Below are 14,907 nucleotides of genomic sequence, written 5' to 3'. Positions count from 1 at the left end.
TTACATGCCGAACAACGGCCGCACACCTTGGTCTTAAACAGTTCGGCAACGGTTTGCGGGGTTTGCGCGTCACCAAAACCCCAGGCGCACAGGGAATCTGGTCCCCGGCCTAATGCTCTCTAGGCGAAACGAGCGAGGGAGCCGTGGCTGACGTGCAGGGTCTGGCCGGTGATGTGGCGGGCCGCCGGGGTCGTCAGGAACAACGCCAACCGCGCGACCTCTTCGGCGACGGAAGGTGTTGTGCGCGAAAGACCTTCGTAGCCGGCCTGGGCGCTGCGCCCGCTCGCGACGGCGTTGACGGTGATTCCGCGAGTGCCGAAAATGCCGGCCTGACCGGAGATCCAGCTCGACAGCGTCGCCTTGATCGCGGCGTCGACACTGGCCGCGGGCGGGTTTTCCGGCACGACGCTGATGATGGAGCCACCGGAGCGCAGGTGGTCGCCGACGGCTTGCACCGTCAGCACAGCGGACAGCACGGTCGCCTCGAGCGAACTGCGCCATACGGCGGCGGTGTCGGACAGCGAATAGGTGCGCGGGTCGCCATCGCTCCAGCCGCTATCGGGCACATTGACGATGGTGTCCAGGTGATGGGGGAACAACCCACGCGCCTCCTCGAGGCTGGCCGGGTCGGTGGTGTCGCAAACGATCGCGTCGACGTCGAGCTCTTTGGCGGCGATCTCGAGATCGCTGCGCCGCGCACCCACGAGGGTCACCTTGTGACCGCCATCGCGAAATCCCTCGGCTACCGTTCGCCCCAGGTCCGTGTCGCCGCCGGTGACCAGCACCTCCACTGCCATCCTCCTCGTGTTCGACGTTGAACCCAGGCCCTGGCATTCACCAGCGTTAACGCTCTGCTCGGCGATGTGTTCGTGGTTCCGATGGTGTCACGCCACAGGACCGATGCCTGGGATCTCAGCGCGTATGGCGTCAATCTACGCCGAATGTTACTGGACAGTAGTTCTAAGGGGAAACTAAGGACGCGCGACGCGCGGACAATTTTCGATAACTCTTTGGTCGTCACTGCTCACCCTGCCGCAAGCTAGGGTCTGACCATGCGTGGGATCGGGGTCCTGGCCGGGTTGGGATCCACGATGCTCATCGCGGGCATGGTCGCCTGTAGCTCGAAAGCACCGTCCTCGTCGCCCGGTCAGTCGTCGTCACCGTCGGGCTCGATCGTGGTGTTCGCCGCGGCCTCGCTCAAGGCCGCGTTCACCCAGCTCGGTCAGCAGTTCAAGACCGACAATCCCGGTAGCGGCGTCGAATTCGACTTCGCCGGTTCCGCCGAACTCGCCACCCAGCTGACTCAGGGTGCGAGCGCCGATGTGTTCGCGTCGGCGGACACCGCGCAGATGGACACCGTCGTCAGGGCCGGGCTGCTCGCCGACAACCCTCAGAACTTCGCCGCCAACACCCTGGTCATCGTCACCGCGCCGGGCAATCCGAAGAGCATCGGTTCCTTCGCGGACCTGGCCAAACCGGGCGTCAACGTGGTGATCTGCCAGCAGCCGGTGCCGTGCGGGGCAGCGACCCAGCGCATCGAAGACAGCACCGGGGTGCATCTCAACCCGGTCAGCGAGGAACCCAGCGTGACCGATGTCCTCAACAAGGTCACCACCGGGCAGGCCGACGCCGCGCTGGTCTACGTCACGGACGCGAAGAACGCGAAAGACAAAGTCGCGACGGTGAACTTTCCCGCGGCCGCAGGTGCGGTCAACGTCTATCCCATCGGGGTGTTGAAGAAGGCGCGACAGCCGGCGACCGCGCAGAAGTTCGTGACCCTGGTGACGTCGGATGCGGGCCAGAAAATTCTGGCGCAATACGGCTTCGCAAAACCCTGACCCGCGACCGTGCGCCGGCCCACGAACCTGCCCCGATGGGTGTATGTCCCTGCCGCCGTGGGAGCCGCGTTCGTGGTGTTGCCGCTGCTGGCGATCGCGATCAAGGTCGACTGGCCGAACTTCTGGTCGCTGATCACCAGCGCGTCGTCAAAGACGGCGCTGCTGCTCAGCCTCAAGACCGCAGCCGCGAGCACCGTCCTGTGCGTGCTGCTGGGGGTGCCGATGGCACTGGTGCTGGCCCGCAGCACGGCGCTGCTGGTGCGGCTGCTGCGGCCGCTGATCCTGCTGCCGCTGGTGCTGCCGCCGGTGGTGGGCGGTATTGCGTTGCTCTACGCCTTCGGCCGGCTCGGACTGATCGGGCACTACCTGGAGGCCGCGGGCTTGCGCATCGCCTTCAGCACCACCGCCGTCGTGCTGGCGCAGACCTTTGTCTCGTTGCCGTTTCTGGTGATTTCCCTCGAGGGCGCGGCCCGTACGGCGGGCTCGAATTATGAGGTGGTCGCGGCCACGCTCGGGGCACGCCCCAGCATGGTGTGGTGGCGGGTCACCCTGCCGCTGCTGCTGCCCGGACTGATGTCCGGCGCGGTGCTGGCGTTCGCCCGCTCGTTGGGCGAGTTCGGCGCGACGCTGACCTTCGCGGGTTCGCGCCAAGGGGTCACCCGCACTCTGCCACTGGAGATCTATCTGCAACGGGTGACCGACGCGAATGCCGCTGTGGCACTGTCGATTCTGCTCGTCGCGGTGGCTGCGCTGGTCGTGCTCGGCCTGGGCGCTCGCCGGTTGACCGGAACAGCGGCGAGGTAGCCGGTGAGCGAGCTGCAGCTTCGCGCGGTCGTCGCCGACCGCCAGTTGGATGTGGAGTTTTCGGTGTCCCCGGGCGAGGTGCTCGCGGTGCTCGGACCCAACGGCGCGGGTAAGTCGACCGCCCTGCACGTCATCGCCGGTCTGGTTCGCCCCGATGAGGGCGTGGTGCGGTTGGGGGATCGGGTGTTGACCGACACCGCCGCCGGGATCGACGTGGCGACGCACGACCGGCGGGTCGGGCTGCTGCAGCAGGACCCGTTGCTGTTCCCGCACATGAGCGTGGCCGCCAATGTGGCGTTCGGGCCGCACAGCCGTCGTGGCCTTGTCCGGTCGGCCCGCGCCAAGGCGAAGCAGACGGCCCTGCACTGGCTGCGCGAGGTGGATGCCGAGCAGTTCGCCGACCGCAAACCGCGGCAGCTGTCCGGCGGTCAGGCTCAGCGGGTGGCGATCGCGCGGGCGTTGGCCGCCGAACCCGACGTGCTGCTGCTCGACGAACCGCTGACCGGGCTGGACGTCGGGGCGGCCGCGGCCATCCGCGCGGTGCTGCGGACCGCGGTCGCGCGCAGCGGCTGCGCGGTCGTTCTGATCACCCACGACCTGCTCGACGTGTTCACCCTGGCCGATCGGGCGCTGGTGCTCGAGGCCGGCAAGATCGCCGAAGTCGGCCCGGTGCCCGAAGTGCTCACCGCGCCGCGCAGCCATTTCGGGGCCCGCATCGCCGGCGTCAACCTGGTCAACGGAACCATCGGGCCCGACGGCTCGCTGCGGACCCGCTCCGGCGCCCGCTGGCACGGAACCCCCGCCGGGCAGCTGGGCGCCGAGCTGACCGACGGGCAGGACTCCATCGCGGTGTTCGCCCCCAAGGCGGTGGCCGTGTACCGGGACCTGCCGCACGGCAGCCCCCGCAACTGCGTCGACGTCACCGTGACAGAGCTGGACATTCGCGGACCCGCGGTCGTGGTGCGCGGCGAGGAACAGCCCGGCGGCGCCCCGGGGCTGGCCGCCGAGATCACCGCGGAGGCCGCCGCCGAGCTGCAGCTGACCCCCGGAGACCGGGTGTGGTTTTCGGTCAAAGCGCTCGAAGTGGCGCTGTATCCGGCGGCACCGCGACGCGCCCACCCGCAGTGAACTGCGCAGACTCACCGAAGGTTGCGCTCCGGCAACATCGCGCGCATCGCCAGCACGGCATCCTTGCGTCACAGCGGTAACACGGTAGGTTCGTCGCCATGGATCAGGTGGACTCACACTCGACACGTCGCAAAGGCCTGTGGGCGACGCTGGCGATCGCCACGGTGACCAGTGCCAGTGCCGTCACCTTCGCGTTGCCGGCCCCCGCAAATGCCGATCCCGAGGTCCCGACTCCGGTACCGGCAACGACCACCGCCCCGGCCCCGGGCGCACCCGCACCCGCGCCGACGACCGCGGCACCTGCGCCGGGCGTCCCGGCACCCGCCGGACAGCCGGCAGCCGGCGACCCGAACGCGCCGGTGCCGCCGCCGCCCCCGCCGGTGGACCCCAACGCGCCTGCGCCGCCGCCGCCCGTCGACCCCAACGCCGCCCGGATCACCAACGTGGTCGGCGGCTTTAGCTACCTGCTTCCCGGCGGATGGGCCGAGTCGGACGCCTCGCACCTCGACTACGGTTCGGCGCTGCTCAGCAAGATGGTCGGTCCGCCGCCGCAGCCCGGTCAACCCGCGCCGGTTGCCAACGACACTCGCATTGTGATGGGGCGCCTGGACCAAAAGCTCTATGCCAGTGCGGAAGCCAACGACGCCAAGGCCGCCGTCCGGCTGGGCTCGGACATGGGTGAGTTCTTCATGCCGTATCCCGGCACCCGGATCAATCAGGAATCGGCCCCGCTGACCGGCGCCAACGGGATCACCGGAAGCTCGTCGTTCTACGAGGTCAAGTTCAGCGATCCGAGCAAGCCCAACGGACAGATCTGGACCGGCGTGGTCAGCGCTCCCAATGCGGCCAGCGCCGCCGGGCCGCCCCAGCGCTGGTTTGTGGTGTGGCTCGGTACCGGCAACAACCCGGTCGACAAGGTCGGAGCCAAGGCACTGGCCGAGTCGATCCTGCCGTTCACCGCACCGCCGGCGCCGGGCGCGCCGGGTCCGGCTCCGGGCGCACCCGGCGCGGCGCCAGGGGCTCCGGCGGCACCTGCTCCGGGAGCCCCCGCACCCGCGCCCGGCCAGGCACCAGGCCAGGCACCCGCCAGCGAGGTCACTCCCACCCCGAGCCCGGCGCCGCAACAAACGTCGTTTAGTGCCTGACCGGTAACCGGGGTATACCGCTTCGACTGCCCCGGACTTTAGGCTGAGCTCTGGCAGCGAACTGCAAGGAGACTCGCATGGATGTCATGGCGGCTACCGAGTACCTGGCCCGATCGACCACGACGACGAGCGTCGGCCTGATCGGTTACATCATCATCGGCGGCCTTGCCGGGTGGGCCGCGGGCAAGATCATGAAGGGTTCCGGCTCCGGAATCTTGATGAACATCGTGATCGGCGTGGTCGGCGCACTGATCGGCGGCTTTTTGCTGAGCTTCTTCGTCGACACCGCGGCCGGCGGCTGGGTCTTCACCTTCTTGACCGCGTTACTGGGGTCGGTGATTCTGCTCTGGATTGTCGGCCTGGTGCGGAGGAGCTGAACGACGGGGCCGCCTGTGGCAAATCCGCTGCGGCGCTGATCGGCGATCCGCCGGGCGGTTTGCGAGTCGCCGCACTGAGCCGAATTACGTTATCGGAAGTGGTATTTCGCCGAGGCGGTTGAGTTGGCTCCGACGGGGTATACGGCCCTACGTCCCGTCTGTCAGTTAAATCGAAGGAACCGGTCATGATTCTGCATATCGTCTGGCTGATCGTCTTGGGTCTGATCGTCGGCCTGGTCGCGCGCCTGCTGGTGCCGGGCAAGCAGCCAATGGGCTGGGTCGCCACCGCACTGCTGGGCATCGTCGGCTCGTATGTCGGCGGCACCCTGGGCAGCATCGTCTTCCCACCGCACCAGTTCGATATTCATCCGCCCATTCAGCACTCCTTCCTGGGTGCGCTGGTTGGCGCGGTGATCCTGTTGTTGATCTACAAGTTCGCCACCTCGCGCACGAAGACCCTGTAGGACCAAGGCCTTTGGGCCCGTGCGGATCGCCGGCGCATAGCGGCATGATGGGGTGATGGCCTCAGCGACGACCACGATGAACGCGTGGCGGGTGCGCCGGCCCGGCCCGATGGTCACCGACCCGCTGGAGCGGGTCACCACGGAAGTGCCGCGGCCGGCGCCCTCGGAGTTGCTGGTGGCGGTGCGGGCCTGCGGGGTGTGCCGGACCGACCTGCACGTCACCGAGGGTGACCTTCCGGTGCACCGCGAGCACGTCACCCCCGGCCACGAGGTCGTGGGCGAGGTCGTCGAGGTGGGCGCCGACGCCGGTGATGGGTTCGAGGTGGGGGACCGGGTCGGCATCGCCTGGCTGCGCCATACCTGCGGTGTGTGCAAATACTGCCGCCGAGGTGACGAGAACCTCTGCCCCCAGTCCCGCTACACCGGCTGGGATGCCGACGGCGGGTACGCCGAATTCGCGACGGTTCCAGCCGCTTTCGCGCACCACCTGCCGAGCGGTTACAGCGACAGCGAGCTCGCGCCGCTGTTGTGCGCCGGCATCATCGGATACCGTTCGCTGCTGCGAGCGCAGCTACCGCCGGGCGGCCGGCTGGGCATTTACGGCTTCGGCGGCAGCGCGCACATCACCGCCCAGGTCGCGTTGGCCCAGGGCGCCGAACTGCATGTGATGACCCGCGGCGAGCAGGCCCGCGAGCTGGCGCTGGCTCTCGGCGCCGCCTCGGCTCAGGGAGCGGCGGATCCGCCACCGGTGCCGTTGGATGCCGCGATCCTGTTCGCGCCGGTCGGCGACCTGGTGCTGCCCGCCTGCGAGGCGCTGGACCGCGGCGGCACGTTGGCGATCGCCGGAATCCACTTGACGGATATCCCGGCCCTGAACTATCAGCGTCACCTGTTCCAGGAGCGCCAGATTCGCTCGGTCACGTCGAACACCCGGGCCGATGCGCGCGAGTTTCTCGACTTCACCGCCCGTCATCGCATCGAGGTGACGACGCCGGAATATCCGCTCGATCAAGCAGCCCAGGCACTGAGCGATTTGGCCGACGGTCGCATCGCCGGGGCAGCGGTGCTGCTGGTGTAGGTCAGGCCGACAGATGCCAGACCAGGGCCGCGGCCAAGGCACCCAGCCCGTTCAACGACCAATGCAGCGCGATCGGCGCGATCAGGCTGCCGCTGCGCCGACGCAACCAGCTGAACACGAAGCCCGCACAGCCGGTCGCCACCACGGCCAACGTCACGCCGGCGACCATGCCGACGAACCCGCCGCCGAACACCCGGGTGAAGCCGACGTTGTTGCTGGTCAGCCCGAGCGACGTGGCGACGTGCCACAGGCCGAACAGCAACGAGCCGACGAGTGCGACCCCACGGAATCCCCAGGCCCGATGCAGCGCGCCGTGCAGCACACCCCGGAAGGCCAGCTCCTCGGGAATGACGGTCTGCAGCGGAATGATCACCATCGAGGCGATCAGCGCGCCCGAGACCGTCGCATAATGGCTGTTCAGGAACATCGGCCGCGTCATCGGGAGCAGCACGCCGACGGCGATCACCGACGCCACGATGGCCACCGCGGCCAGCGCGTAGCCCAGCCCGGAGCGCCAGTGCTCCCGGCCGAGCCCCAGGTCGACCCAGTCCAAACCAGTGGCACGCATCAACACCACCAGCCCGACGGCTGCCACCGGCACCGTCGCGACACTCGCCCACGGCGTGGTGAAGTGCGCGATCAGGTTCGTCAGCACCAACACCGCGACCACCACGGCAATGTCGAAGTACAGCCGCAGCCGGTGCAGCGCCGACAATTGCGACACCACCGGATGCAGGTCAACGGCATCGAAGGCCGCGGCGTGCTCAGACATTGCGGCCGAGTTTACCTGCGCGTCTCCGGCGCCCAGGTCACGACGACTGCACAGATTCCCACTTCCAGTGCGCGATCTGCGGGTCGTCCTCCCCGTGCTCGCGGGTGTAGCGGCGGGCGTTCAGCCGCGCGTCTACCATCCGCTGCCGCAGCAGCGCGGCCCGGCCGGCCAACCCGTCGACCCGGTCGATGACGTCGATGACCAGATGGAAGCGGTCGAGGTCGTTGAGCATCACCATGTCGAACGGCGTCGTAGTGGTGCCGCGCTCCTTGAACCCGCGGACATGGATGTGCGGGTGATTAGTGCGGCGATAGCACAGCCGATGGATCAGCCACGGATAGCCGTGATACGCGAAGATGACCGGCTTGTCGCGGGTGAACAACGCGTCGAATTCCTTGTCCGGCAATCCATGTGGGTGCTCGGAGTCCGGCTGTAGGCGCATCAGGTCGACGACGTTGACCATCCGCACGGCCAGGTCGGGCAGCTCGCGGCGCAGGATGTCGGCGGCGGCGAGCGCCTCCTGGGTGGGGACGTCGCCGGCGCACGCCAACACCACGTCGGGTTCGCCGGTCGCGGTGCTCGCCCAATCCCAGATCCCCAGGCCGCGGGTGCAGTGTGCGATCGCGTCGTCGATGCCGAGGTAGGACAGGGCGGGCTGCTTGCCGGCGACGATGACGTTGATGTAGTCGCGGCTGCGCAGGCAGTGGTCGGCCACCGACAGCAGTGTGTTGCCGTCCGGCGGCAGGTAGACGCGCACGATCTCGGCGCGCTTGTTGGCGACCAGGTCGATGAACCCGGGGTCCTGGTGGGACGCGCCGTTGTGGTCTTGGCGCCACACATGCGAGCTCAACAGGTAGTTCAGCGACGCGATCGGTTGCCGCCACGGCAGTTCGCGGCTGGTGGCCAGCCATTTCGCGTGCTGGTTGAGCATCGAGTCGACGATGTGCACGAACGCCTCGTAGCAGTTGAACAACCCGTGCCGCCCGGTGAGCAAATAGCCCTCCAGCCAGCCCTGGCACAGGTGCTCGGAGAGCACCTCCATCACCCGGCCGTCCGGGGCGAGGCCTTCGTCGTCGGGTTCAGTCCGCGACAGCCACACCTTGTCGGTCGACTCGAACACGGCCGACAGCCGGTTGGAGGCGGTTTCGTCGGGCCCCATCAGCCGGAAGCGGTCGGGGTTATGGGTGATGACGTCGCGCAGGAAGGTTCCCAATACCCGGGTGGCCTCGTGGGTGGACGCGGCCGGCTCTTCGACCGGCACCGCGTAGTCCCGGAAGTCCGGCAGATCCAGCTCGCGCAGCAACAGGCCGCCGTTCGCGTGCGGGTTGGCGCTCATCCGCCGGTGCCCCTTCGGGGCGAGCTCGCGCAGCTCGGGGCGCAGCACGCCACGGGAGTCGAACAACTCGTCGGGCCGATAGCTGCGCATCCACTCTTCGAGTTGCGCGCGGTGCGCGGGGTTGTCGTGCGTCTCGGACAGCGGAACCTGGTGGGCACGCCAGGTGCCCTCGACGTGCTTGCCGTCCACCTCCTTGGGCCCGGTCCAACCTTTCGGCGTGCGCAGCACGATCATCGGCCATACCGGTCGATCGGTCTGCTGGCCGTCGCGTGCAGCGCTCTGGATGCCGGCGATGTCGTCGAAAGCGTCGTCGAAGGCGGCGGCCAGCTCCCGGTGCACGGTGGCCGGGTTGTCGCCGGCGACCGTGATCGGCCGATAGCCGTAGCCGCGCAGCAGCGATTCGAGTTCGGTGTGCGGGATGCGGGCCAGCACGGTCGGGTTGGCGATCTTGTAGCCGTTGAGGTGCAGAATCGGCAGCACCGCGCCGTCGACGGCCGGGTTGAGGAATTTGTTCGAGTGCCAGCCGGCCGCCAGCGGACCCGTCTCGGCTTCGCCGTCGCCGATGACGCACGCGACCACCAGGTCGGGGTTGTCGAACGCCGCACCGAACGCATGCACCAGCGCGTAGCCGAGTTCACCGCCCTCGTGGATCGATCCCGGGGTCTGGGCGGCCACGTGACTCGGGATGCCGCCCGGGAAGGAGAACTGTCGGAACAACCGGCGCAATCCCTCGGCGTCCTCGCCGATACCGCTGTAGATCTCGGTGTAGGTGCCTTCCAGGTAGGCGTTGGCGACCAGGCCCGGACCGCCGTGACCCGGTCCGGTGACGTAGATGACATTGGCATCGCGATTGCGGATGATCCGGTTCAGGTGCGCGTAAATGAGGTTGAGCCCGGGCGTGGTGCCCCAATGTCCCAGCAGCCGGGGTTTGACGTGGTCAGCCGTCAGCGACTCTTTGAGCAGGGGATTGTCGAGCAGATAGATCTGCCCGACCGACAGGTAATTGGCGGCCCGCCAATACTTGTCGATCAACGTGAGTTCGTCGTCGGAGAGTGCTTCGGGCGCGATTGTCGGGGTTTGCAGGCTCACGTGCCCGATTGTCCGCGCCGACGATGAAAGTCGCTACGCGAGACGGTCACTCGTCGCCGCGTGCGCGGTTCTCGTAGGCCTTGCGCTTCTCGACGTCGATGTCGTCGGTGAAGACGTGCTCACCACCGAGGAGACGATTGATGCCCTCCGACAACCCGCGTGGCAGGAACTTCTGCGAGGCGATGATCGCCCCGGCCAGCCGGGTGACCCGAACCCGCGGCTTGGGGTGGGCCACCAGTTTGATGATCGCGTCGGCGATATCGGACGGTTCGGCGTTTTTGATGCCCTTGGCTCCCTGGGTTCCGGCGATCAGTTCGGTGTTGACGAAGGTCGGATTGACGAGCGAGAACCGCACGCCGCTGCCCCGGTACTCGATCCTGGCCGCGTCGGTGTAGCCGATCACGGCGTGTTTGCTGGCACAGTAGGTGGCCGCGCCGGGGATGTAGGTCTCCCCGGCAAGCGAGGCGACGTTGATGATGTGGCCTTCCTTGCGCGGGATCATCCGTTCCAGGGCCAGCTTGGTGCCCACCATGACGCCGAAGACGTTGATGTCCAGAATGCGCCGGGTGACCGCATCGGGCTCTTCGATGATGCGGCCGAGCGGCATGATGCCGGCGTTGTTGACCAGCACGTCGATCGGGCCGAGCTGACGCTCCACCTCGTCGAGGAATTCCGAAAACGAGTGCGAGTCGGTGACATCGAGTTTGCCGTACACGTCGAGGCCGAGGGCGGCACCCGACTCCTTGACCCGGACCTCGTCGATGTCGCCGATCGCGACCTTGGCGCCCAGATTGTGCAGTGCGGTCGCGGTGGCCAGCCCGATTCCCCGTGCGCCGCCGGTGATCACGATGACCTTGCCCTGGACTTTGAGGCCGATGGATGCCGTGTCTGCCATCCGGCTAGCACAGCACTCGATGTCGTGCCGCGCAATGATCCTTCACCAGCCCGCCGAACCGGGGACACCCTTGAACGGCCCGATGACCCAGCTGGTGATCCAACCCCCGTAAAAGCCACCGGGCTGCGCGGTGACGACCTCGCCGTTGACGGTGCACCGGTCGACGGCGGCGGCCATCACGGCCAGCGCACCGGCGATCGACTCGAAGCCCGGGGTCGGGTTCCGATAACTCCACGCCGCCCTGGGGGCGACGACGTCACCGCCGACCAGGTCGTAGTAGCTCGCCCGGCCTTTCCATTCGCACCACGAGCTACCGGATGCGGAGCGCACCGCGCCGTCGGCGAACGCGTCACGCGGCAGGTAATACGTCGGCGGGTGACTGGTCTCGAGGACTCGCCAGGAGTGGCCGGTCGAGGCAATGATGTGGCCGCCCAGCTCAACGGTGATCGAGCCGGTGAATGGCTCGACGCGCGGAGGCCGCGGGTAATCCCACACTGATTCCTGATCGCTCATCTCAAGACACCTTGTGCTAGTACTCCCGCTACCGCAACGTCAACCAGGCGAGGCTGCCGGCCCCGAACACCGCGCAGTAGATGGCGAACGGGATCAGGGTACGGGTTTCGAAGTACCGGGTGAGGAACCGCACCGCCAGATAGGCACAGACAAACGAGGCGAGGCTGCCGGCTAGGACCTGGCCGGCTATCCCGGCGCCCATCGGCCCGAACAGATCGGGGATCTTGTAGACGCCGGCGGCCAGGATGATCGGCGTGGCCAGCAGGAACGAGAACCGCGCCGCGTCTTCGTGGGACAGCCCCCGCCACAGACCGGCCACGATCGTGATGCCCGATCGGCTGATCCCGGGGAGCAGCGCAAGGATCTGAGCGCTGCCGATCAGCACGCCCCGGCCGAGGGGGACCTCGGCGAGCCGCGAGTCGACGGCCTCGCCGCCGTGCGCGGATTGGCCGGCGGCCGAGGGCTGATCCGCCACGGCACGGCGGCGCAGCAGCTCGCCAACGTAGAGGGCAATTCCATTGAGCAGCAGGAACGCCGCGGCCGGAATCGGTTTGCCCAGCGTGGTGCGAAACAACTTCTCCAGGAACAGGCCCGCCAGTCCCACCGGGATGGTGGCGGCCACGATCAGCCAGGCCAACCGCTCGTTGGCCGTCCGGATTCGACGGCGCTGCACCGACGATACGAATCCGGCCAGCACCCGCAGCCAATCGCGCCAAAAGAACACCAGCAACGCGGCGGCGGTGGCGACGTGCAGGCCGACGATGAACGCCAGGTACGGGGACTGCGGTGCGGAGACGTCCAAGTCGCGCGCCCATTGGCCGCCGACCAGGGCCGGCACCAATATCGAGTGACCGAGGCTCGACACCGGGAATAGCTCGGTCACGCCCTGCGCGGCGCCGACCAAAAGCGCTTCGACGTAACTCAAGTGCGCACTCACGGACCGATTCCTCCGTTCCTCGGCGGACAACAAACTACGCAGCGTAGCCGGTCGACTCGGCCGATCCGAAGCCCATCCGAACCAGGTTGAGCGGCTGCGCATTTGGCCACACAGGGCCGGTACGGTGGGCGGATGGCCGATAAGTTGCTCGCCGCGGTGCGCATCGTCGACTTGTCCGGCGGCGTCAGCGACACGGTGACTCGCCTGCTCGCCGACCTGGGAGCAGACGTCGTCACAGTGGAACCTCCGGGCGGCAGCCCCGCTCGTCACGACCGGCCCACGCTGGCCGGTGCCAGCATCCCGTTCGCCGTGCACAACGCCAACAAACGCAGCGTGGTGCTGGATTCGCGCGACGACGACGACCGCCGCAGCTTCTTCGAGCTCGTCGGGGGAGCCGACATCGTCGTCGACGCGGCGGATCAGGCCGCCGCGTTCGGCACCTCGGCTGCCGAGTTGGTCGATCGCTACCCGCATCTGGTGGTGCTCTCGATCACCGACTTCGGCGCCACCGGTCCGCGCTCGTCGTGGCGTGCGACCGACCCGGTGCTCTTCGCGATGTCCGGCGCACTGTCGCGGTCCGGACCGACCGTCGGTACCCCGGTGTTGCCGCCCGACGGCATCGCGTCGGCCACCGCCGCCGTGCAGGCGGCCTGGGCGGTGCTCGTCGCCTATTACGACCGACTACGTTGCGGCACAGGCGATTACATCGACTTCTCGCGTTTCGACGCGGTCGTGATGGCGCTCGACCCGGCATTCGGCGCGCATGGGCAGGCCACCGCGGGACAGCGCACCAGCGCGTGGCGGGGCCGGCCGAAAAACCAGGACCCCTACCCGATCTGCCCGTGCCGGGACGGCTACGTCCGGCTCTGCGTGATGGCGCCGCGGCAGTGGCGTGGCCTGCGCCGCTGGCTGGGGGAGCCGGAGGAATTCCAGGACCCCCGCTTCGACACCCTGGGCGCCCGGTTCGCCGCATGGCCGCAGATCAGCGTGCTGGTCGACGCGTTGTTCGCCGACAAGACCATGAAGGAGCTGGTTGCCGAGGGACAGGCGCACGGCGTCCCGATCTCCGCGGTGCTGACGCCGTCGCGGATCTTGGCCTCCGAGCACTTCCAGGCCGTCGGCGCGATCACCAACGCCGAGCTGGTGCCCGGGGTGCACACCGACGTGCCCACCGGATATTTCGTGGTCGACGACGAACGCAGCGGCTTCCGGACTCCCGCTCCGGCCGCCGGAGCCGACGAACCGCGCTGGCTGGCCGACCCGGTGACGGCAGTCCCGTCGGGCGGGTCCGGCGAGTACCCGTTCAAGGACCTCAGAATTCTCGACCTGGGCGTGATCGTCGCCGGGGGCGAGCTGAGCCGGCTCTACGGGGACTTGGGCGCGCAGGTCATCAAGGTCGAAAGCGCCGACTATCCCGACGGGCTGCGGCAGTCGCGAGTCGGCGCGGTGATGAGCGAGTCGTTTGCCTGGACCCACCGCAATCACCTGGCGCTGGGCTTGGACCTGCGCAGCGAGCAGGGCAACGAGATCTTCCGCCGGCTGGTCGCCGAGGCCGACGCGGTGTTCGCCAACTTCAAGCCGGGAACGCTTACCTCGCTTGGGTTTTCATTCGAAACCCTGCGCGAGATCAACCCCCGCATCGTGCTCGCGGGCAGCAGCGCGTTCGGAAACCGGGGGCCGTGGAGCAGGCGCATGGGCTACGGCCCGTTGGTCCGTGCCACCACCGGAGTGACCAGTCTCTGGACGTCCGAGGAAGCTTCCGCCGAAGCTCGTGCCGCCGGGGCCCGGCATGCGTTCTACGACGCGACGACCATCTTTCCCGACCACATCGTGGGGCGGGTCACCGCGATCGCCGCACTGGCCGCCCTGATCCGCCGTGATCGGACCGGCGACCCGGCCCATGTCCACATCTCGCAGGCCGAGGTCGTCGTCAATCAGCTCGACACCCTGTACGTCACCCAGGCCGCACTGGGAGCGGGCGCCGCGGTCTGCGACGACACCAGCGTGCACGCGGTCTACCCGTGCGCCGGCGATGACGAGTGGTGCGTGATCTCGATTCGCTCGGACAGCGAATGGCGCTGTCTCACCGTACTTTTCGAACAATCCCAGCTGGCTGACGATCCGCGCTTCGCGACGGGTCAGGCGCGGACGGCCCATCGCGCGGAGTTGGTGCGGCTGGTCGCCGCGTGGACTCGCACGCGAACCCCGGCACAGGCCGCCGAAGCGCTGCAGGCGGCCGGGATTGCGGCCGGCCCGATGAACCGTCCACCGGACGTCCTCGCGGACCCGCAACTGGTCGAGCGCAAGCTGCTCAGCGACATGGTGCATCCCCTGGTCGAGCGGCCGCTGCCGGCCGAGACCGGGCCGGCGCCGTTCCACCACATCCCGCCGGCCCCACAGCGGCCCGCACCCTTGCCCGGTCAGGACACCCGGGAGCTCTGCCGGAAGCTGCTGGGTATGAGCGCCGAGGAGATCGACCGGCTGATCGCCGATCGGGTGCTGTTCGCGGCCGCCGACAGCACGTAATCACA

General features: G+C 68.2%; 14 protein-coding genes. 8 read left to right on the top strand and 6 right to left on the bottom strand.

What is annotated here, in order from left to right; genetic code table 11:
- Positions 1-119: 119 nt before the first annotated feature.
- Complete coding sequence (locus SKC41_RS18455) at positions 120-797, bottom strand: SDR family oxidoreductase (protein ID WP_330979140.1); 678 nt, start codon at positions 795-797, stop codon at positions 120-122.
- 255 nt (positions 798-1,052) lie between these two features.
- Between SKC41_RS18455 and modA the strand changes: the two genes are divergently transcribed.
- From modA to SKC41_RS18420, 7 genes are all read left to right on the top strand, one after another.
- Positions 1,053-1,838: a molybdate ABC transporter substrate-binding protein gene (modA, locus tag SKC41_RS18450; protein WP_330979139.1), complete on the top strand. Its 786-nt coding sequence runs from the start codon at positions 1,053-1,055 to the stop codon at positions 1,836-1,838.
- Positions 1,839-1,847: 9 nt separating this feature from the next.
- Positions 1,848-2,642, top strand: coding sequence for an ABC transporter permease (locus SKC41_RS18445; RefSeq protein ID WP_330979138.1), 795 nt, complete (start codon positions 1,848-1,850; stop codon positions 2,640-2,642).
- 3 nt (positions 2,643-2,645) lie between these two features.
- Complete coding sequence (locus tag SKC41_RS18440; RefSeq protein WP_330979137.1) at positions 2,646-3,770, top strand: sulfate/molybdate ABC transporter ATP-binding protein; 1,125 nt, start codon at positions 2,646-2,648, stop codon at positions 3,768-3,770.
- A gap of 98 nt (positions 3,771-3,868) precedes the next feature.
- Complete coding sequence (locus SKC41_RS18435; protein WP_330979136.1) at positions 3,869-4,915, top strand: alanine and proline-rich secreted protein Apa; 1,047 nt, start codon at positions 3,869-3,871, stop codon at positions 4,913-4,915.
- 77 nt (positions 4,916-4,992) lie between these two features.
- Positions 4,993-5,292, top strand: a complete 300-nt coding sequence (locus SKC41_RS18430) for a GlsB/YeaQ/YmgE family stress response membrane protein (protein WP_330979135.1) — start codon at positions 4,993-4,995, stop codon at positions 5,290-5,292.
- Between the two features lie 185 nt (positions 5,293-5,477).
- A complete protein-coding gene (locus SKC41_RS18425) occupies positions 5,478-5,756 on the top strand; it encodes a GlsB/YeaQ/YmgE family stress response membrane protein (protein ID WP_096287812.1) in 279 nt (92 codons plus the stop codon).
- 55 nt (positions 5,757-5,811) lie between these two features.
- Complete coding sequence (locus tag SKC41_RS18420; protein ID WP_330979134.1) at positions 5,812-6,834, top strand: zinc-binding alcohol dehydrogenase family protein; 1,023 nt, start codon at positions 5,812-5,814, stop codon at positions 6,832-6,834.
- Between the two features lies 1 nt (position 6,835).
- Here SKC41_RS18420 and SKC41_RS18415 read toward each other — a convergent pair whose 3' ends face one another.
- Genes SKC41_RS18415 through SKC41_RS18395 form a run of 5 tightly spaced genes read right to left on the bottom strand, consistent with a single transcriptional unit; the run spans position 6,836 to position 12,376 of the window.
- A complete protein-coding gene (locus SKC41_RS18415) occupies positions 6,836-7,606 on the bottom strand; it encodes a CPBP family intramembrane glutamic endopeptidase (RefSeq protein ID WP_330979133.1) in 771 nt (256 codons plus the stop codon).
- 37 nt (positions 7,607-7,643) lie between these two features.
- Positions 7,644-10,031, bottom strand: a complete 2,388-nt coding sequence (locus tag SKC41_RS18410) for a phosphoketolase family protein (protein WP_330979132.1) — start codon at positions 10,029-10,031, stop codon at positions 7,644-7,646.
- Positions 10,032-10,077: 46 nt separating this feature from the next.
- Positions 10,078-10,926: an SDR family oxidoreductase gene (locus SKC41_RS18405; RefSeq protein WP_330979131.1), complete on the bottom strand. Its 849-nt coding sequence runs from the start codon at positions 10,924-10,926 to the stop codon at positions 10,078-10,080.
- A gap of 42 nt (positions 10,927-10,968) precedes the next feature.
- The gene (locus SKC41_RS18400; RefSeq protein ID WP_330979130.1) at positions 10,969-11,439 is read right to left on the bottom strand and encodes a DUF427 domain-containing protein; all 471 of its coding nucleotides are present in this window, start codon (positions 11,437-11,439) and stop codon (positions 10,969-10,971) included.
- Positions 11,440-11,467: 28 nt separating this feature from the next.
- The gene (locus SKC41_RS18395; protein ID WP_330979129.1) at positions 11,468-12,376 is read right to left on the bottom strand and encodes an undecaprenyl-diphosphate phosphatase; all 909 of its coding nucleotides are present in this window, start codon (positions 12,374-12,376) and stop codon (positions 11,468-11,470) included.
- Between the two features lie 132 nt (positions 12,377-12,508).
- Here SKC41_RS18395 and SKC41_RS18390 point away from each other — a divergent pair, with 132 nt between their 5' ends.
- The gene (locus tag SKC41_RS18390) at positions 12,509-14,902 is read left to right on the top strand and encodes a CoA transferase (protein WP_330979128.1); all 2,394 of its coding nucleotides are present in this window, start codon (positions 12,509-12,511) and stop codon (positions 14,900-14,902) included.
- Positions 14,903-14,907: the final 5 nt, after the last annotated feature.

The organism is Mycobacterium sp. 050128, assembly GCF_036409155.1.
Classification (GTDB): Bacteria; Actinomycetota; Actinomycetes; order Mycobacteriales; family Mycobacteriaceae; genus Mycobacterium.
This window is presented reverse-complemented; position numbering and strand designations above follow the sequence as displayed.